This is a genomic window from Klebsiella terrigena (assembly GCF_012029655.1).
In the GTDB taxonomy this organism is placed as follows: Bacteria; Pseudomonadota; Gammaproteobacteria; order Enterobacterales; family Enterobacteriaceae; genus Klebsiella; species Klebsiella terrigena.
In genome coordinates, this window is sequence record NZ_CP050508.1 from 3,389,616 (window position 1) to 3,407,332 (window position 17,717).

General features: G+C 61.6%; 16 protein-coding genes. 12 read left to right on the top strand and 4 right to left on the bottom strand.

Annotated features, from left to right (window positions below):
* Nucleotides 1-418: 418 nt before the first annotated feature.
* The 8 genes from xthA to HCK03_RS15970 all read left to right on the top strand — a co-directional run bounded on the left by xthA (nt 419) and on the right by HCK03_RS15970 (nt 8,082).
* The gene (xthA, locus tag HCK03_RS15935; RefSeq protein WP_167691879.1) at nt 419-1,225 is read left to right on the top strand and encodes an exodeoxyribonuclease III; all 807 of its coding nucleotides are present in this window, start codon (nt 419-421) and stop codon (nt 1,223-1,225) included.
* Nucleotides 1,226-1,434: 209 nt separating this feature from the next.
* Nucleotides 1,435-2,109 carry a TVP38/TMEM64 family protein gene (locus HCK03_RS15940; RefSeq protein WP_407692389.1) on the top strand — a complete coding sequence of 225 codons (675 nt, stop codon included), beginning with the start codon at nt 1,435-1,437 and terminating at the stop codon, nt 2,107-2,109.
* Entirely contained in the window at nt 2,096-2,806 is a 711-nt protein-coding gene (locus HCK03_RS15945) for a TVP38/TMEM64 family protein (protein WP_167691880.1), read from the top strand. Before HCK03_RS15940 ends, HCK03_RS15945 begins: the two co-directional genes overlap by 14 nt.
* Entirely contained in the window at nt 2,803-3,372 is a 570-nt protein-coding gene (locus HCK03_RS15950) for a carboxymuconolactone decarboxylase family protein (RefSeq protein ID WP_167691881.1), read from the top strand. The genes HCK03_RS15945 and HCK03_RS15950 overlap by 4 nt, the downstream gene beginning before the upstream one ends.
* 2 nt (nt 3,373-3,374) lie before the next feature.
* Nucleotides 3,375-4,547 carry an ABC transporter substrate-binding protein gene (locus HCK03_RS15955; RefSeq protein WP_167691882.1) on the top strand — a complete coding sequence of 391 codons (1,173 nt, stop codon included), beginning with the start codon at nt 3,375-3,377 and terminating at the stop codon, nt 4,545-4,547.
* Nucleotides 4,520-6,055 (top strand): ABC transporter permease subunit, encoded by a 1,536-nt coding sequence (locus HCK03_RS15960; protein ID WP_167691883.1) that lies wholly within the window; start codon nt 4,520-4,522, stop codon nt 6,053-6,055. The genes HCK03_RS15955 and HCK03_RS15960 overlap by 28 nt, the downstream gene beginning before the upstream one ends.
* Entirely contained in the window at nt 6,055-6,687 is a 633-nt protein-coding gene (locus HCK03_RS15965) for an ATP-binding cassette domain-containing protein (protein ID WP_167691884.1), read from the top strand. Before HCK03_RS15960 ends, HCK03_RS15965 begins: the two co-directional genes overlap by 1 nt.
* 87 nt (nt 6,688-6,774) lie before the next feature.
* Nucleotides 6,775-8,082 carry a sulfurtransferase gene (locus HCK03_RS15970; RefSeq protein ID WP_167691885.1) on the top strand — a complete coding sequence of 436 codons (1,308 nt, stop codon included), beginning with the start codon at nt 6,775-6,777 and terminating at the stop codon, nt 8,080-8,082.
* Nucleotides 8,083-8,087: 5 nt separating this feature from the next.
* Here HCK03_RS15970 and HCK03_RS15975 read toward each other — a convergent pair whose 3' ends face one another.
* Nucleotides 8,088-8,711, bottom strand: a complete 624-nt coding sequence (locus HCK03_RS15975; RefSeq protein WP_115193071.1) for a CDP-alcohol phosphatidyltransferase family protein — start codon at nt 8,709-8,711, stop codon at nt 8,088-8,090.
* An 87-nt stretch (nt 8,712-8,798) separates the two neighbouring features.
* On the opposite strand from HCK03_RS15975, the gene HCK03_RS15980 reads away from it, so the two are divergent.
* Both HCK03_RS15980 and gdhA read left to right on the top strand, forming a co-directional pair.
* Complete coding sequence (locus HCK03_RS15980; protein ID WP_041147588.1) at nt 8,799-9,209, top strand: pyrimidine (deoxy)nucleoside triphosphate diphosphatase; 411 nt, start codon at nt 8,799-8,801, stop codon at nt 9,207-9,209.
* Nucleotides 9,210-9,517: 308 nt separating this feature from the next.
* Nucleotides 9,518-10,861: an NADP-specific glutamate dehydrogenase gene (gene gdhA / locus HCK03_RS15985; protein ID WP_167691886.1), complete on the top strand. Its 1,344-nt coding sequence runs from the start codon at nt 9,518-9,520 to the stop codon at nt 10,859-10,861.
* An 84-nt stretch (nt 10,862-10,945) separates the two neighbouring features.
* On the opposite strand, the gene HCK03_RS15990 is transcribed toward gdhA, so the two are convergent.
* Together HCK03_RS15990 and selD are read right to left on the bottom strand one after the other, a co-directional pair.
* The gene (locus HCK03_RS15990) at nt 10,946-12,904 is read right to left on the bottom strand and encodes a DNA topoisomerase III (protein ID WP_167691887.1); all 1,959 of its coding nucleotides are present in this window, start codon (nt 12,902-12,904) and stop codon (nt 10,946-10,948) included.
* A 4-nt stretch (nt 12,905-12,908) separates the two neighbouring features.
* Nucleotides 12,909-13,952, bottom strand: coding sequence for a selenide, water dikinase SelD (selD, locus tag HCK03_RS15995; RefSeq protein WP_041145116.1), 1,044 nt, complete (start codon nt 13,950-13,952; stop codon nt 12,909-12,911).
* 227 nt (nt 13,953-14,179) lie between these two features.
* Here selD and phoC point away from each other — a divergent pair, with 227 nt between their 5' ends.
* Nucleotides 14,180-14,926: an acid phosphatase PhoC gene (gene phoC / locus HCK03_RS16000; RefSeq protein WP_115193073.1), complete on the top strand. Its 747-nt coding sequence runs from the start codon at nt 14,180-14,182 to the stop codon at nt 14,924-14,926.
* 45 nt (nt 14,927-14,971) lie between these two features.
* Here the strand turns inward: phoC and HCK03_RS16005 are convergent, their stop codons facing one another.
* Nucleotides 14,972-15,523, bottom strand: a complete 552-nt coding sequence (locus tag HCK03_RS16005; RefSeq protein ID WP_041145114.1) for an NAD(P)H nitroreductase — start codon at nt 15,521-15,523, stop codon at nt 14,972-14,974.
* 165 nt (nt 15,524-15,688) lie between these two features.
* Here HCK03_RS16005 and sppA point away from each other — a divergent pair, with 165 nt between their 5' ends.
* Nucleotides 15,689-17,542, top strand: a complete 1,854-nt coding sequence (gene sppA / locus HCK03_RS16010; RefSeq protein ID WP_041145113.1) for a signal peptide peptidase SppA — start codon at nt 15,689-15,691, stop codon at nt 17,540-17,542.
* Nucleotides 17,543-17,717: the final 175 nt, after the last annotated feature.

Consider the following 17,717-nt stretch of genomic DNA (forward strand, 5'->3'; position numbering starts at 1 on the left):
TGAATAATGTTAAATATTATGAGTGGTTACGCTGTAAATGTAGATTGCACGCATCGTGCCAGCCAGAGGAAAAAATGCATAAACTGAGGTAGATCGCGGAATATCAATAGCTTACAAAAATGGAATATTCACATTAAATGCATAAATAGTGAATAACAATCCGATAAAGGCCGATGAACAGTGAATAAAACAGATAGTTTATTCATCAGTAAGATATAATTCTGTATTTGTGATCCTCTACGAAATTTATCGTAGATATTCGCCCTTTTTTGGCGCGGGACGCGCCAGAATGGTGCAGGATTTGGCCATTCGCCGCCGTGCGCCCGGCGCGGCGGACAATAAAATGCCTTCCGGCAGCCAGCCTGCCGAATTTCTGCTAACATCCCTGCACTATTCACCTTGCACAGTGGCAGCGACTATGAAATTTGTCTCTTTTAATATCAACGGCCTGCGTGCGCGCCCGCATCAGCTGGCCGCCATCGTCGACAAGCATCAGCCTGACGTCATTGGCCTACAGGAAACCAAAGTTCACGACGACATGTTCCCTCTCGAAGAGGTGGCAAAGCTCGGCTACAACGTGTTCTACCACGGACAGAAAGGCCACTACGGCGTCGCCCTGCTGACCAAAGAGACGCCGGTTAGCGTCCGTCGCGGCTTCCCGGGCGATGATGAAGAGGCCCAGCGTCGCATTATCATGGCGGAAATCCCCAGCGCATCAGGTAACGTGACGGTGATCAACGGCTACTTCCCACAGGGCGAAAGCCGCGATCATCCGACAAAATTCCCCGCCAAGGCGGCATTTTACCAGAACCTGCAGGACTACCTCGATAACGAGCTGAAAAAGAACAATCCGGTGCTGATCATGGGTGATATGAACATCAGCCCGACGGATCTCGATATCGGCATCGGCGAAGAGAGCCGCAAGCGCTGGCTGCGCACCGGTAAATGTTCGTTCCTGCCGGAAGAGCGTGAGTGGATGCAGCGCCTGCTGGGCTGGGGCCTGGTCGATACCTGGCGTCACGCCAACCCGGAAAACAACGAGCAGTTCTCATGGTTCGACTACCGTTCCAAAGGCTTCGACGACAATCGCGGCCTGCGTATCGACCTGCTGCTGGCCAGCACTCCGCTGGCGCAGCGCTGTATCGAAACCGGCATTGATTACGAAATTCGCGCCATGGAAAAACCCTCCGATCACGCGCCGGTGTGGGCCAGCTTTAAGCCGTAACCCACGCTGACCTGACTCTCCGCCCTCTGCCGGCGGAGAGTCTGATTATCCTGAGCAAAATCAACAAAGCGGCGGTAATCCGTTGTTGTGCTGCGCGATTTACTATACTGTCGCGCGCACCGTTATTTCCCGAGAACAGGCTCAAGGCGCGCGGTTTATACAGGAGGCCCCAATGCAAAAGAAGCCGTTATCGCGCTGAATATAAACTGCTGCTTGCCGCTATTCTGCTGTGCACTGCCGTCAGCGCCGTCTATTACTTCGGCCTCGGCGGGCTGCTGACCCATTTTCGTCATCTGCAGACGCTGATCGCGCAAAGCGGCGCCTTCGGCTATCTGCTCTATATCGCGCTATTTATTGTCGCCACGCTGTGCCTGATCCCTGGCACTATTCTGGTGGCGGTCGGCGGTATTGTCTTTGGCCCGCTGACGGGCACGCTTTTATCGCTCTGCGCCGCCACCGTTGGCTCTGCGCTCTCATTTCTGCTGGCCCGCTGGCTGGGCCGCGACGCGCTGCTGAAATACGCCGGCGATACGGCAACGCTGCGGGCAATCGAGCGCGGCATTGCCCGTAACGGCAGCGATTTTTTAATTCTGACGCGGCTGGTTCCGCTGTTTCCCTATAATATCCAAAACTATGCCTATGGCCTGACGGCCATTTCATTCTGGTCATTTACGCTTATTTCCGCGCTCACCACTCTGCCGGGTATCTTTATCTATACCCTGATGGCCAGCGAGCTCGCCAGGGCGGGAATAACCCTCGCGTTTATGCTTAAACTGAGCCTCGCCGGCATGGCGCTGTTTGGCCTGGTTCAGGCGGCGAAAATGTTTGCCCGCCATCGGCGGATCGCACCCGAGAATATCAAGGCTGAGGATGAGACCCGATAAACCGCGCCCGTTCCGCTACTATCGGCTCGCGACCGTCGTCGCGCTGGCCGCCGCGCTGCTTATCGGCTGGCGGGTGCCTGCCGCGAATGAGTTTATCCAGCGCAGCCTGGCGGCGTTCTCGGCGTTAGATCCGCAGGCCATTGAGCGCTTTATCGACTCGTACGGCCCGCAGGCGGCGCTGGTCTCCTTCGCCCTCATGATCCTGCAGGCCGTGGTCGCCCCGCTGCCCGCCTTTTTAATCACCTTCGCCAACGCCTCGCTGTTTGGCGCATTTTGGGGTGGCGTTCTCTCCTGGGCCAGCGCGATGGCGGGCGCGGCGCTGTGCTTTTTCATCGCCAGAGTCTTCGGCCGCGAGGCGGTTGAGAAGCTGACCGGAAAAACGATTCTCCGCAGCATGGACGCCTTTTTTGACCGCTACGGCAGGCACACCGTGCTGGTCTGCCGGCTGCTGCCGTTTGTTCCGTTCGATCCCATCAGCTACGCCGCCGGCCTCACTTCCATTCGCTTTCGCCAGTTTGCGATCGCCACCGGCATCGGCCAGCTTCCGGCCACCATCGTCTACTCCTGGGCGGGCAGCCTGTTAACCGGCGGAATCTTCTGGCTGGTCACCGGACTCTCTATTTTGCTGGCGCTGGCGGTGGTTATCGCTATCGCCAAAGCGCGCTATTCTGAACGTCAAAAGAGGAATTCACCATGAGTTTGCCGCCGCTGGACTCCGTTCCGCCGATCCTCCGCCCGCAGGCCTGGCTGCACCGCCGCCACTACGGGGAGGTGCTCAACCCCATTCGCTGGTGGGGGCGCATTCCGTTTATTTTTTACCTGGTGTCGATGTTTGTCGGCTATCTCGAACGCCGACGCTCGCCGCTCGACCCGGTGCTGCGTTCGCTGGTCAGCGCGCGTATCGCCCAGATGTGCCTGTGCGAATTTTGTATTGATATTACGCAGATGAAGCTGGCGCAACGCAGCGGCGGCCGCGATAAATTACTGGCGGTTGCCGACTGGCGGCACAGCGGGCTGTTCAGCGATAGCGAGCGGCTGGCGCTGGAATATGCCGAGGCCGCCAGCCTGACGCCCCCTACCGTTGACGACGCGCTGCGCGACCGGCTGGCGACACGCTTTGATGCCCGGGCGCTCACCGAGCTGACGGCGCTGATCGGCCTGCAAAATCTCTCCGCGCGCTTTAATTCCGCCATGGCCATCCCGGCGCAGGGCCTGTGTCGGATCCCGACCTCCGGGCCTGCAGATTCAAATCATAAGGAGTGAGTATGCGTTGTTGTTGGATTTGGCTGGCGGCGCTGCTGCTGCTGATGCCGCTGGCCGTCAACGCCGGCGAGAGCTGGCAGCAGACCGAAGCGCAGGCGCGCGGGCAAACGGTGTGGTTTAACGCCTGGGGCGGCGATCCGGCGGTCAACCGCTACCTGGATTGGGTCAGCGAAGCGGTTAAGCGCGACTATGCGATTGACCTGCGGATCGTTCATATTGCCGATGCCGCCGATGCCGTCAGGCGGATCCAGACCGAAGCGCGGGCCGGGCGCAGCCGGAGCGGCTCCATTGACCTGCTGTGGGTTAACGGCGAGAACTTTCACACCCTGAAAGCCGCCGGGCTGCTGCAAACCGGGTGGGCGCAGACGCTGCCCAACTGGCGCTATGTCGATCGGCAGAAGCCGGTCAGCGAGGATTTTTCCATGCCCACCGACGGCGCGGAGTCGCCGTGGGGCAGCGCCCAGCTCACCTTTATCGCCCGCCGCTCGCAAACCCCGGACGGGCCGAAAAGCCCGCAGGCGCTGCTGGCGTTTGCCGCCGCCCATCCGGGAAGCGTCACCTATCCCCGCCCGCCGGACTTCATCGGTACCGCTCTGCTGGAGCAGCTGCTTATCGAGCTGACCCGGCAGCCCGACGCCCTTCGCCAGCCGCCGCAGGCCGCGAGTTTTGCCGAGGTCACCGCCCCGCTGTGGCGCTATCTCGACGAGCTTCATCCGCTGCTGTGGCGCGAAGGCGGCGATTTCCCGCCCTCCGCGGCGCGCATGGATACTATGCTGGCGAACGGCACCCTGCGCCTCTCGCTCACCTTTAACCCGCTGCATGCGCAGCAGAAGGCCGCCAGCGGCGAGCTGCCGAAGGATAGCTACGGATTTGGCTTCACCAAAGGTACCCTCGGCAACGTGCACTTTGTGACGATCCCGGCCAACGCCCGCGCCTCGGCGGGGGCGAAGGTGGTGGCGAATTTTCTGCTGTCGCCGGCGGCGCAGCTGCGCAAGGCCGATCCCGCGGTATGGGGCGATCCGAGCGTGCTTGATCCACAGGCACTGCCGCCGGCCGAGGGCGATGCCCTGCGGCGGCTGATGCCGCAGAATATGCCGCCGGTACTGGCGGAACCGCACGCCGCCTGGGTTGACGCGCTGGAGCAGGAATGGCTGCGCCGCTACGGCACGCGCTGAGCCTGCTGGCGTGGGGCGCGATGGGGCTGATTTATCTGCCCCTGCTGCCCGCCGCAGGGCTGATGCTTGCCCCCGCGCTGCGTCTCTCCCGCTGGCAGGCGCTGTTTGCCGATCCGCAGCTGTGGCAGGCGCTCAGCGCAACCCTGGTCTCAACCCTGCTGGCGGTCGGCGGCGCGCTGCTGCTCACCCTGACCGTCACCGGGGCGCTGTGGCCCTCCCGACGCTGGCGGCGGCTGGCCGGGCGTCTGCCGCTGCTGCTGGCGGTACCGCACGTGGCCTTCGCTACCGCCGCGCTGCTGCTGTTCGCCGAAGGCGGCTGGTGGTATCGGGTCTGTACCTTCTGCACGCCCGCCGTCGATCGCTACGGCCTGGGGCTCGGCCTGACGCTGGCGGTGAAGGAGAGCGGCTTTTTGCTGTGGGCGATCTACGGCCTGATGGGCGAAAAGCGGCTGGCTGAGCAGGTCACGGTGCTGAAGAGCCTCGGCTACGGCCGCTGGCAGTGCCTGCACTGGCTTATTCTGCCGACGCTGATGCCCTCGCTGGCGATTATCCTGCTCGCCACCACCGCCTGGAGCCTGTCGGCGGTAGACGTCGCGCTCATCCTCGGTCCGGGAAATCCGCCAACGCTGGCGGTGCTGGCCTGGCAGTGGCTAAACCAGGGAGACGAACTGCAGCAGGCAAAAGGGGCGCTCGCCAGCCTGCTGCTGGTGGGTATTCTGGGGCTGCTGGCCGCCGGCGCGTGGGGAGCCTGGCGCCTGTGGCGTCGGCGGATACCGGACCTGCGCGGCGTGCGGCGTCTCCACTCCGGCGCGGGCGTCGGGCGCGTGGTGGCCATCGCCGTACCGCTGAGCGGCCTGCTCTGCGCCCTGTTTCTCGCCGCCGTCGCGCAAACCGCCGTTCCGGCAGGCGCCAGCGTCGCCAACAGCCTGACCCTGGCGCTCCTCTCCTGCGCGCTGGGCGGCATCATTTGCCTGCTGTGGCTGGAGTATGGACCTTCCCGCGGCGACGGTTGGGTCTGGCTGCCGCCGCTTCTCCCGGCGCTGCCGCTGGCGGACGGTCAGTATCAGCTGGCGCTCTACGCGTGGCTGGACGGGCGGCTCTTCACCGTCCTGTGGGGCCACCTGCTGTGGGTCGTGCCGTGGATGCTGTTTATTTTGCGCCCGGCATGGCGCAACCGCGATTCGCGCCTGGAGCTGATCGCCCGCACGCTCGGCTGGCGACGCGGGCGGATATTGTGCCTGGTTAAGCTGCCGCTGCTCGTTCGCCCGCTGCTGGCGGCGCTGGCGGTTGGCTTCTCGGTCAGTATTGCCCAGTATCTGCCAACGCTCTGGCTGGGCGCCGGACGCACGCCGACGTTAACCAGCGAAGCCGTGGCGCTAAGCAGCGGAGGGGATACGCAAAGCCTTGCCGCTCAGGCATTATGGCAGCTGCTGCTGCCCGCGATCTTCTTTACCCTCACCGCCCTGCTGGCCTGGCTGGCGGGCCGCTACCGACGAGGATTACGCTAGTGCTGACCGTGAACAACCTGACCCTGACGCTCAACGGCAGGCCGCTGCTGCGGAACGTTGAATTTTGCGTCGCCCCGGGGGAAGTGCTGACGCTGATGGGCCCCTCCGGGAGCGGGAAATCGACGCTGTTTGCCTGGATGGCCGGCGCGCTTGACGAGAATTTTCACGCCGCAGGCGAACTGTGGCTGGACGGCGAGCGCTGCGACGGACGCCCCACCGAGCGGCGGCGAATCGGCGTCCTTTTTCAGGATGCCCTGCTGTTCGATGGCTTTAGCGTCGGGCAAAACCTGATGCTCGCGGTTGCGCCTGAGGTTCGCGGTGCCGAACGGCGCGCCCTGGTGGAGCACACCCTGGATCGCGCCGGTCTGGCGGGGTTCTACCCTCGCGATCCGGCGACGCTCTCCGGCGGACAGCGCGCGCGCGTCAGCCTGCTGCGGGCGCTACTGGCTCGGCCGCTGGCGCTGCTGCTGGATGAGCCGTTTAACCCCCTCGATGCCGAACTGCGCGCCGATTTTCGCCGCTGGGTGTTCGACGAGCTCGCCCGGCTGGCGATCCCGGCGGTGCTGGTCACCCACGACGGCCACGATATCCCCGCAGCTGGCCGCTGCCTGCAGATGAGCCGCTGGCAATGAAAACCGCCCTGACCTGCGTTATCGCAAAGAATTCACCGCCGGGAGCGAGGAGAATAGCCGCTCAATTTTCTACTGTCGGGCATTTCGATGAAACGTGTTTCTCAATTGACCGCGCTCGCCCTGCTGGTTGGGCTTGCTGCTTCCTCCACTTTCGCTGCTGACGCCATGCCAGCGCTGACGCTCTCCGCCCTGCAACAACAGCACGGCGTCGCCATCGATACCCGCCTGAGCGCGTTTTATAACGGCTGGCCGCAGGCCAACGGCGGCCCGCAGGGCCACGAGCCGCAGGCGCTGAATCTCTCCGCCAGCTGGCTGGGCGCCATGAACGACCAGCAGCTCGGCGCATGGGCAGCCCGGCATCGGCTGCAGGCCGCGACGCCCGTTGCGCTGTACGGTAGCGATGAGGACAATGCCCGGGTTGCCGCTCGCCTGAAGGCCGCGGGCTTTACCCATATCAACACCCTCAGCGACGCCCTCAGCCAGCCCGCGCGCCTGCAAAAGCTGCCGCACGTCGAACAGCTGGTCTACCCTCAGTGGCTGCACGATCTGCAGCAGGGTAAAGCGGTCGCCGCCGCGCCCGCCGGCCAGTGGAAAGTTTTTGAAGCCGCCTGGGGCGCGCCGAAATTTTATCTGCTGAACCACATTCCTGCCGCCGGCTATATCGACACCAACGAGGTGGAGAGCGAACCGCTGTGGAACAAAGTCTCCGACGCGCAGCTGCAGGCCCTGCTGGCAAAAAACGGCATTCGTCATGACACCACGGTCATTCTCTACGGCCGCGACGTCTACGCCGCCGCGCGCGTGGCGCAGATCATGCTGTATGCAGGAGTGAAGGACGTCCGCCTGCTCGACGGCGGCTGGAAAACCTGGTCCGACGCCGGGCTGCCGGTCGAACGCGGCATGCCGGCGAAGCAGAAGCCGGAGCCGGACTTTGGCGCCGTTATCCCCGGACAGCCGCAGCTGATGCTGGATATGGAGCAGGCGCGCGGGCTGCTGCATCGTCAGGATGCCTCGCTGGTCAGCATTCGCTCGTGGCAGGAGTTTATCGGCACCACCAGCGGCTATAGCTACATCAAGCCCAAAGGTGAGATTGCCGGCGCGCGCTGGGGCCATGCGGGAAGCGATTCCACCCATATGGAGGATTTCCATAATCCGGATGGCACCATGCGCAGCGCCGACGACATTACCGCCATGTGGCAGCAGTGGAATATTCGCCCCGATCAGCAGGTCTCTTTCTACTGCGGAACCGGCTGGCGCGCCTCCGAGACCTTTATGTACGCCCGCGCGATGGGCTGGAAAAATGTCTCGGTCTACGACGGCGGCTGGTACGAGTGGAGCAGCGATCCTAAAAATCCGGTACAGAGCGGCCAGCGCGGCCCGGATAGCAGCATATAGCTGGCCTACGCCTGGCGCTGAACCTGCTTCAGCGTCAGGTAGCCGCTGTAGATGCGGGTCGCCGTCGTCAGCCAGCACAGTCCGCCGAAGACCCACGCCAGCCAGACGAAGTGCGCCGGAAACAGGCAGCACAGCACGAACAGCAGGATCGTCTCCGTCCCCTCCGTCAGGCCGCCAATATAGTAAAACGATTTATGCGCATAGCCCGGATTATCAATCTGGTGCTTTGCCGCCAGCGCCGCAAAGGCAAGGAAGCTGCTGCCGGTACCGATAAAGGCAAACAGCAGCCAGCCGCCGGCAACGGCGTTGTGCAGCGGATCGGCGAGGATAAAGCCAAACGGCACCAGCGCATAAAACAGGAAATCGAGCGCAATATCGAGAAAGCCCCCGGCGTCGCTTAGCCCTCTGCGGCGCGCCAGCGCCCCGTCAAGCCCGTCCAGCAGCCGGTTCACGACAATGGCCGCCAGCGCCGCGTAATACCATCCCGCCGCCAGCAACGGCAGCGCCAGTACGCCAACGGCGAAGCCCAGCAGGGTTACGCCATCGGCGGAGATGCCGGGGCGGTCGAGCCGCGCGGCGCAGGCGTTGAGCAGCGGCTTCAGGCGGGGGTGCAGATGGCGGTCGAGCACGGCATATCTCCAGCGGGCTAAGGGGTTGTCTGGGCGTCACAAAGGCGGTGATAATAGGCCATTATCCTTCATGGAACGATGATTCAGATGCTAAAAACCATTGATGTTGTGGCCGCCATTATTGAACGAGACGGCAGCATTCTGCTCGCGCAGCGCCCGCCGCACGCTGACCAGCCGGGAATGTGGGAATTTGCCGGCGGAAAGGTGGAGTCCGGCGAGAGCCAGGCGCAGGCGCTTGCCCGCGAGCTGCAGGAGGAGCTCGGCATCGTCGCCCTTCCCGCCCGCTATATCGCCAGCCACCGGCGGGAGGTCTCCGGCCGGCTGATTCATCTTCACGCCTGGTGGGTGCCCCACTTTAGCGGTACACCAACCGCGCACTACCACAGCCAGCTGCGCTGGTGTTCGCCGCAGGAAGCCTTAACCTTCAACCTCGCGCCAGCGGATATCCCCCTGCTGGAAGCCTTTATCGCCCAAAGCGCGTCTCTCCTTTCCCGCTAATACCGCCAGGCCGCCGTCATCGTTTTTAGTTATGACAGTCGGCGGATTATAAATTTTGCTTTCAGGATAACTTTTCCTTGCTTGCCTAACGATTGCTGGTGTTATAGTCGGAAAATCGGCTTTTTCAAGGGCCGAATCATAATAAATATCCATAAAATCATTCAGGTTGCATCGAGGCGGCAAGAGAGTCGTTCTCCGGCAGCTTACGCGAGTAAGCACACGGGGTAAGCGAGCGCTGCAGCGCCGGGAGGCGGGCTGAAGGATGACATGTATAAACGCAACCACAACTATAAGGGGAAGTTATATCTATGGATCAGACGTGCACTCTGGAAGGTTTTCTCGCCCGCGTTCAACAGCGCGATCCTCATCAAACCGAATTTGCTCAGGCCGTCCGCGAGGTGATGACCACCCTGTGGCCTTTCCTTGAGGAAAATCCGCGCTATCGCCAGCTCAATTTGCTGGAACGTTTGGTTGAACCGGAGCGGGCTATCCAGTTCCGCGTCGTATGGGTTGATGACCGTAATCAGGTTCAGGTTAACCGCGCCTGGCGCGTGCAGTTCAACTCCGCTATCGGCCCGTACAAGGGCGGCATGCGCTTCCACCCGTCGGTCAACCTGTCGATCCTCAAATTCCTCGGCTTCGAGCAAACGTTCAAAAACGCCCTGACCACCCTGCCTATGGGCGGCGGTAAAGGCGGCAGCGACTTCGACCCGAAAGGAAAGAGCGACGGCGAAGTGATGCGCTTCTGCCAGTCGCTGATGACCGAACTGTATCGTCACTTAGGCCCGGACACCGACGTACCGGCTGGCGATATCGGGGTTGGCGGTCGCGAAGTGGGCTTTATGGCCGGGATGATGCGTAAGCTCTCCAACAACAGCGCCTGCGTCTTCACCGGCAAAGGGCTCTCCTTTGGCGGCAGCCTGATTCGCCCGGAAGCAACCGGCTATGGTCTGGTCTACTTCACCGAAGCGATGCTTAAACGCCACGGTCTGGGCTTCGAAGGGATGCGCGTAGCGGTTTCCGGCTCCGGCAACGTTGCCCAGTACGCCATCGAAAAAGCCATGGAGCTTGGCGCGCGCGTCATTACCGCCTCCGACTCCAGCGGAACCGTGGTCGACGAAGCGGGCTTTACCCCAGAGAAGCTGGCGCGCCTGTGCGAAATTAAAGCCAGCCGCGACGGTCGCGTGGCCGGCTACGCCCGCGAGTTTGGCCTGCAGTATCTCGAAGGCCAGCAGCCGTGGTCCGTGCCGGTAGATATTGCGCTGCCGTGCGCCACGCAAAACGAACTGGACGTTGACGCCGCCCGCCTGCTGATCGCCAACGGCGTGAAGGCCGTTGCCGAAGGCGCCAATATGCCGACCACCATCGCGGCAACCGATCTGTTCCTCGAAGCCGACGTGCTGTTCGCGCCGGGTAAAGCCGCTAACGCCGGCGGCGTAGCGACTTCCGGTCTCGAAATGGCGCAGAACGCCGCGCGAATGAGCTGGAAAGCAGAGAAGGTTGACGCTCGTCTGCACCACATCATGCTCGATATTCACCACGCCTGCGTGGAGTACGGCGGCGAAGCGAAGCAGACTAACTACGTGCGCGGCGCCAACATCGCTGGCTTCGTTAAGGTCGCCGACGCGATGCTGGCACAGGGTGTGATTTAATCCGCAGGCTCTCCCGGGTCGCGCTTTTCCGGGAGAGCCGCTGACGGAGCCCAACGAAAAAGACCCCGCCTGCGGGGTCTTTGATTATGGATTGTCGGCAGGCGCATCCGCCGCCGACTTCTTGCCCTTGCCCTTGGCCTTCGCCCCTGGCTTGCCTTTGCTGAACGCTTTCTTAGCGCCACCCGGCGCAACGATACCGCGGAACTGACGCGCGGGCGTGCTGCGCGCCTGGTCGATAAGCTGATACAGCGTTCCCACCAGCGGCTGCATAAAGTCCTGATAGCGGCACTGCTTTTCGCTGATTTGCGTCAGCACCGATTCCCAGTGCGCGGTCATATCCGGCCGAGCGGCCATTTCGGGCAGGGAGTGGATCAGCGCCCGTCCCGCGTCCGACGAGTGGATATAGCGCCCTTTCTTGACTAAAAAGCCGCGCTTAAACAGCAGCTCAATAATTCCGGCGCGGGTCGCCTCGGTGCCCAGACCGTCGGTGGCGCGCAGGATCTTCTTCAGATCCTTATCCTGCACGAAGCGGGCAATCCCGGTCATCGCAGAGAGCAGCGTCGCGTCGGTAAAATAGCGCGGCGGCTGGGTTTGCCGCTCCACCACTTCGCCCTTCTCACACAGCAGCTCATCGTCTTTCGCCACCACCGGCAGCGGCGTACCGTCGTTCTCTTCGTCGCGCTCTTTATTACCCAGCAGCGCCCGCCAGCCGGCCTCGGCGAGGAAGCGCGCCTTGGCGACAAACTTGCCGTTGGCGATTTCAAGGTCAATCTGGCATTTGCGGAACACCGCATCCGGGCAAAACTGCATCAGGTACTGACGCGCGATCAGGCCGTAGACCTTGATCTCGTTCTCCGTCAGCCGCACCTGGCTGCTGCGCGCGGTGGGAATGATGGCATGGTGCGCATCAACCTTTTTATCGTCCCAGCAGCGGTTGCGGATCCCCGGGTTAACCGCCGGCTGAGGCAGTAAATCCGGCGCGTGGACGCCAATAGCGTTGAGTACCGTATGGCGACCGGCGAAATGCTCCTCCGGCAGGTAGCGGCTGTCCGAACGCGGGTAGGTGATAAGCTTGTGGGTCTCGTAGAGCTTCTGGCAAATATCCAGCACGTTTTGCGCGCTGAAGCCAAAACGCTTTGCGGCCTCAATCTGCAGCGCAGAGAGCGAAAACGGCAGCGGAGCGGGCTCCGAATCCCGCTTATCGTTGTAGGCGGTGACCAGCGCCGGCTGGCCGGTAATCCGCGCGACGACGTGTTCGGCCAGCGGGCGGTGCAGGAGGCGTCCTTCATCATCCTGCCAGGATTCGCAGGCATCGCTCGGCTGCCAGGTCGCGACAAAGCGCTCGTCCTGGGGAGTGACGATATGCGCTTTCACGTCGAAGAAATCCTTCGCCACAAAGTTCTCGATCTCTTCATCGCGGCGCACCACCAGCCCGAGCACCGGCGTCTGCACGCGCCCGACCGAGAGCACGCCCTGATAGCCCGCGTTGCGCCCGAGCAGCGTGTAGGCGCGGGTCATGTTGATCCCATACAGCCAGTCGGCGCGCGCGCGGGCCAGCGCCGATACGCAGAGCGGAATAAACTCGCTGTTGGCGCGCAGGCGAGAGATCGCCCGCTCAACCGCCTGCGGGTTAAGATCGTTTATCAGGCAGCGCTGCACCTGCTGACGCTTTTCCGGCGCCAGCTGCAGATAGTCGAGAACTTCATCCACCAGCAGCTGGCCTTCTCTGTCCGGGTCACCGGCGTGGATCACCTCCTCGGCGTCGCCCAGCAGCCGCTTGATAACGTTAAGCTGTTTGCTGACCGAGGGTTTCGGCTGTAGCTGCCACTTATCCGGGACGATAGGCAGATCGACCAGGTTCCAGCGCGCGTAGCGCCCGTCGTAGACATCCGGCTGCGCCTGCTCCAGCAGATGGCCAATACACCAGGTGACCACCTGCCCGTTGCCGCACTCAATATAGCCGTCACCCTTGCGATGCGGCTTGGGTAACACCTCGGCGATGGCGCGGCCGAGGCTCGGTTTTTCTGCAATAAACAGCCGCATGTAATCAACGGATCTCGATCATGGGACGTCCGCCGCGGGCGGTAACCAGCTCGCCGATAGCGGCCAGCGTCACGCCGGACGCCTCTGCCGCCGCGCGGACCTCGGCTTCAGCTTCCGGCGAGACCGCCAGCAGCAGGCCGCCGGAGGTTTGCGGATCGCACAGCAGATCGCGCCACTCCGCGGGCATTTCGCCCATCAGATGGCCGTAGCTGGCGAAATTGCGTCCGGTGCCGCCGGGAACCGCGCCGGCGAGAATGTACTCCTCCACGCCCGGCAGTTTGGGGATGTCGGCATAGTTCAGCTGCGCCTGTACGCCCGCCCCGCGGCACACCTCGCTCAGGTGGCCAAGCAGGCCAAAGCCGGTGACGTCGGTCATCGCCTTCACGCCGTCGATATTGGCAAACGCGGCGCCAGCGAGGTTCATCTGACACATGGTTTCGGTAGCCAGCCCCTGATGCTCAGGCTTGAGCAGCGATTTTTTCTCGGCGGTGGTCAGCACGCCGATCCCCAGCGGTTTGCTGAGGAACAGCCGGCATCCCGCCTCGGCGGTGCTGTTTTTCTTGATCCGCTCGGTGGGCACCACGCCGGTCACCGCGAGGCCAAAAATCGGCTCCGGCGCGTCAATGGAGTGGCCGCCGGCCAGCGCGATCCCCGCCTGCTGGCAGGCAAAGCGGCCGCCGTCAACCACTTCACGGGCGATTTCCGGCGCCAGGGTATTAATCGGCCAGCCGAGGATCGCTATCGCCATAATCGGCCTGCCGCCCATGGCGAAAATATCGCTGATGGCGTTAGTCGCGGCAATGCGGCCAAAGTCGAACGGGCTGTCGACAATCGGCATAAAGAAGTCGGTGGTGCTGATGATGGACGTGCCGTTGCCCAGGTCGTAGACCGCCGCATCGTCGCTGGTTTCGTTGCCCACCAGCAGATTGGGGTCAATAAATTTTGCCTGGTCACTTTTAAGGATAGTTTCCAGCACTTTAGGGGAAATTTTACACCCGCAACCGGCTCCGTGGCTGTATTGCGTTAAACGAATAGCTTGCTCGCTCATGGACATCTCCTGTCATTGCAATCCCGCTATGGTAGCGCCCAAACGTCAAGGTGGTAAGTACGACAGTCTGAAATCGCGAATAGTTGCTCATTAAGCAGACAAATATGCGATTTTGCGATAGAGAACAATTTTTTCAGCGTCATTTTAACTTTAACTAAAAGATGACAGAAATGTGACAGCAAAACGTTCTGCTCTCTCTGGAGTGATAACAACGAAAGGAAATTTTGATGAAAAAGCGCGTTCTCGCCCTTTGCCTGGCAGGCCTCTTCTCCGTTAACGCTTTTGCCCTGACGGCAGCGGGTAACGATGCCACGACTAAACCTGACCTCTACTACCTGAAAAATGCTCAGGCCATCGATAGCCTGGCGCTCCTGCCGCCGCCGCCGGAAGTGGGCAGTATTGCCTTCTTAAACGACCAGGCGATGTATGAAAAAGGACGTCTGCTGCGGGCCACCGAGCGCGGTAAGCTGGCGGCAGAGGACGCAAACCTCAGCGCAGGCGGCGTGGCGAACGCCTTCTCCGGCGCATTCGGCTCCCCGATCACCGAAAAGGACGCGCCGGCGCTGCACAAGCTGCTGACCAATATGATTGAAGATGCCGGCGACCTGGCGACCCGCGGGGCGAAAGAGAAGTACATGCGCATTCGTCCGTTCGCGTTTTACGGCGTCGCCACCTGTAACACCACCGAGCAGGATAAGCTGTCGAAGAATGGCTCCTATCCTTCCGGCCATACCTCTATCGGCTGGGCCACGGCGCTGGTGCTGGCCGAAGTTAACCCGCAGCGGCAGAATGAGATTCTCAAGCGCGGCTACGAGCTCGGCGAGAGCCGGGTGATCTGCGGCTATCACTGGCAAAGCGACGTCGACGCCGCGCGCATTGTCGGCTCGGCGGTCGTCGCGACCCTGCATACCAACCCGGCTTTCCAGCAGCAGCTGCAGAAAGCGAAAGATGAGTTTGCTAAACAGCAGAAGTAGCGCCTGAAGCAGCCCGGCGGCAGTCGCCTGCCGGGCAATTCATCCTCAGAAACGCACGACGAACGGCGCGGTGTCGGCCAGAGCGATGCTGGTTGATGCCTTCAGCTGCGGCGTACCCAGATAGAGGAAACCGACAATCTTATCCTGCTCGCGGCAGGCAAACCCTTCACGCACGATGGCGCTTTCGGTTAACGCTCCGCTGCGCCAGATACCGTTGAATCCCTGAGCGACCGCGGCCATCTGCATCGCCATGACCGCACAGCCCGCCGACATCTCCTGCTCCCACTTAGGCACCTTGGGGTGATCCTCACAGCGGGCAACCACGGTAATAATCAGCGGCGCCCGGAACGGCGCGCTGCGCGCTTTCTCGACGCCCTTTTCATCCTGTCCGGCCGCAACGGCGCCTTTTTCCAACAGCTGGCTGAAGCGCTCGCGCCCTTCATCGGCAATAATAAAGAACCGCCACGGCTGTAAGGTCCCGTGATCCGGGGCGCGCAGGCCGGCGCGCAGGATATTTTCCAGCTGTTCGCCGGCCGGGGCTGGTTCAGCCAGGCGCGAGGCGCTGCGGCGGTTAATCAGTAGGTCGAGAGCATCCATCTATGTGACTCCTGTGAGGTTATTTTTCATAAAATTAACATGCACACGAATTTTGTTACAGCCCGACGGGTGATTCCTGCTGACAAGCGCCGATGGTCTCTTTAGGATAGCCAGACGCGGCAGCCCCTGCGGTTAGCCCACTTTTGATAATGTTAGGGAGAATACATGCGAACCCTTTGGCGACTGATTGCCGGATTTTTTAAATGGACGTGGCGAGTACTTAATTTTGTTCGTCAGCTCGCGCTGAACCTGGTTTTCCTGCTGCTGGTGCTGGTTTGCTTCGGCATCTGGGCGCAGTTCAGCAGCACCACTACCGAGCATGCCGCCCGCGGCGCGCTGCTGATGAATATCACCGGCGTGGTGGTCGACAAGCCTTCAGCCAGCAGCAAGCTTGGGGTCATTGGCCGTCAGCTGTTTGGCGCCAGCTCCGATCGCCTGCAGGAAAACTCGCTGTTTGATATCGTACAAACCATCCGTCAGGCCAAAGACGACCGTAATATCACCGGTATCGTGCTGGATCTGAAAAATTTTGCCGGCGGTGACCAGCCGTCGATGCAGTACATCGGTAAAGCGCTGCGCGAATTCCGCGATAGCGGCAAGCCGGTCTACGCCGTCGGCAGCAGCTACAGCCAGGGGCAGTACTATCTGGCAAGCTTCGCCAATAAAATTTGGCTCTCGCCGCAGGGCGAAGTCGATCTGCACGGTTTTGCCACTAACGGCCTGTACTACAAATCGCTGCTCGATAAGCTGAAGGTCTCAACCCACGTTTTCCGCGTCGGCACCTACAAGTCAGCGGTAGAGCCGTTTATCCGCGACGATATGTCTCCGGCCGCCCGTGAAGCCGACGGCCGCTGGATAGGCGAGCTGTGGCAGAACTATCTCAATACCATCGCTGCCAACCGGCAGATCACCGCCCAGCAGCTCTTCCCCGGCGCTCAGGGCGTGCTCGACGGCCTGCGTAAGGTCGATGGCGATACGGCGAAATACGCCCTGGACAGCAAGCTGGTTGACGAGCTGGCGACCTCCACCGACATCGAAAAGGCGCTGACCAAACAGTTTGGCTGGAGCAAGGCGGATAACAACTATCGCGCCATCAGCTATTACGATTACAGCGTTAAGACGCCTTCCGACCAGGGCGCCTCGATTGCGGTTATCTTCGCCAACGGCGCGATCATGGACGGTGAAGAAACGCCGGGCAACGTCGGCGGCGATACCACCGCGGCCCAGATCCGCGATGCGCGCCTCGATCCGAAGGTGAAAGCCATCGTGCTGCGCGTTAACAGCCCCGGCGGCAGCGTCAGCGCTTCGGAAGTGATTCGCGAAGAGCTGGCGGCGGCGAAAGCGGCAGGCAAACCGGTGGTGGTTTCCATGGGCGGCATGGCAGCCTCCGGCGGCTACTGGATCTCTACCCCTGCGGACTACATCGTGGCGAACCCGAGCACCCTCACCGGTTCAATCGGCATCTTTGGCGTGATCAACACCGTTGAAAACACCCTCGGCTCTATCGGCGTGCATACCGACGGCGTATCAACGTCGCCGCTGGCGGATGTTTCCACCACCAAATCATTGCCGCCAGAAGTGCAGCAGATGATGCAGATGAGTATTGAGAACGGCTATAAGCGCTTTATTACCCTGGTGGCTAACGCGCGTAAGAGTACGCCGGAGAAAGTTGACCAGATTGCCCAGGGCCACGTCTGGACCGGTGAAGATGCCAAAGCCAACGGCCTGGTGGATAGCCTCGGCGACTTCGATGACGCGGTGGCGAAAGCCGCTGAGCTGGCGAAGCTGAAGCAGTGGCACATCGACTACTACCAGGAAGATCCGACCTTCTTCTCAATGGTGGTTGATAGCCTGACCGGCTCCGTTCGCGCCTCTCTGCCGACGGCGCTGCAGGCCTGGCTGCCCGCGCCCGTCGCGGCCGCCGCTAATGCGGTGAAAGCCGAAAGCGACAAGCTGGCGGCGTTTAACGATCCGCAGAACCGCTACGCGTTCTGCTTAACCTGCGCCAATATCCGCTAGCCCTCCTCGTTCGACAGCAAACCCCGGCCACAGGCCGGGGTGAGCAAATCCAACCAACATATCTGCATTCAAGTTAACGGGTATACCCTAAATAATACCGGCTGCAAGATGACGGCAAGTGAGCGAATCTCCGAGAGCATAAGCCACTATGTGACCAGGTAAACTCATTCAACCA

Coding starts and splice junctions, on each gene's coding strand:
- HCK03_RS15950 (WP_167691881.1), top strand. CDS start 2,803: ATGAGTTTGCCGCCGCTGGACTCCGTTCCGCCGATCCTCCGCCCGCAG.
- xthA (WP_167691879.1), top strand. CDS start 419: ATGAAATTTGTCTCTTTTAATATCAACGGCCTGCGTGCGCGCCCGCAT.
- selD (WP_041145116.1), bottom strand. CDS start 13,952: ATGAGCGAGCAAGCTATTCGTTTAACGCAATACAGCCACGGAGCCGGT.
- phoC (WP_115193073.1), top strand. CDS start 14,180: ATGAAAAAGCGCGTTCTCGCCCTTTGCCTGGCAGGCCTCTTCTCCGTT.
- sppA (WP_041145113.1), top strand. CDS start 15,689: ATGCGAACCCTTTGGCGACTGATTGCCGGATTTTTTAAATGGACGTGG.
- HCK03_RS15970 (WP_167691885.1), top strand. CDS start 6,775: ATGAAACGTGTTTCTCAATTGACCGCGCTCGCCCTGCTGGTTGGGCTT.
- HCK03_RS15980 (WP_041147588.1), top strand. CDS start 8,799: ATGCTAAAAACCATTGATGTTGTGGCCGCCATTATTGAACGAGACGGC.
- HCK03_RS15960 (WP_167691883.1), top strand. CDS start 4,520: ATGGCTGCGCCGCTACGGCACGCGCTGAGCCTGCTGGCGTGGGGCGCG.
- HCK03_RS16005 (WP_041145114.1), bottom strand. CDS start 15,523: ATGGATGCTCTCGACCTACTGATTAACCGCCGCAGCGCCTCGCGCCTG.
- HCK03_RS15955 (WP_167691882.1), top strand. CDS start 3,375: ATGCGTTGTTGTTGGATTTGGCTGGCGGCGCTGCTGCTGCTGATGCCG.
- gdhA (WP_167691886.1), top strand. CDS start 9,518: ATGGATCAGACGTGCACTCTGGAAGGTTTTCTCGCCCGCGTTCAACAG.
- HCK03_RS15990 (WP_167691887.1), bottom strand. CDS start 12,904: ATGCGGCTGTTTATTGCAGAAAAACCGAGCCTCGGCCGCGCCATCGCC.
- HCK03_RS15945 (WP_167691880.1), top strand. CDS start 2,096: ATGAGACCCGATAAACCGCGCCCGTTCCGCTACTATCGGCTCGCGACC.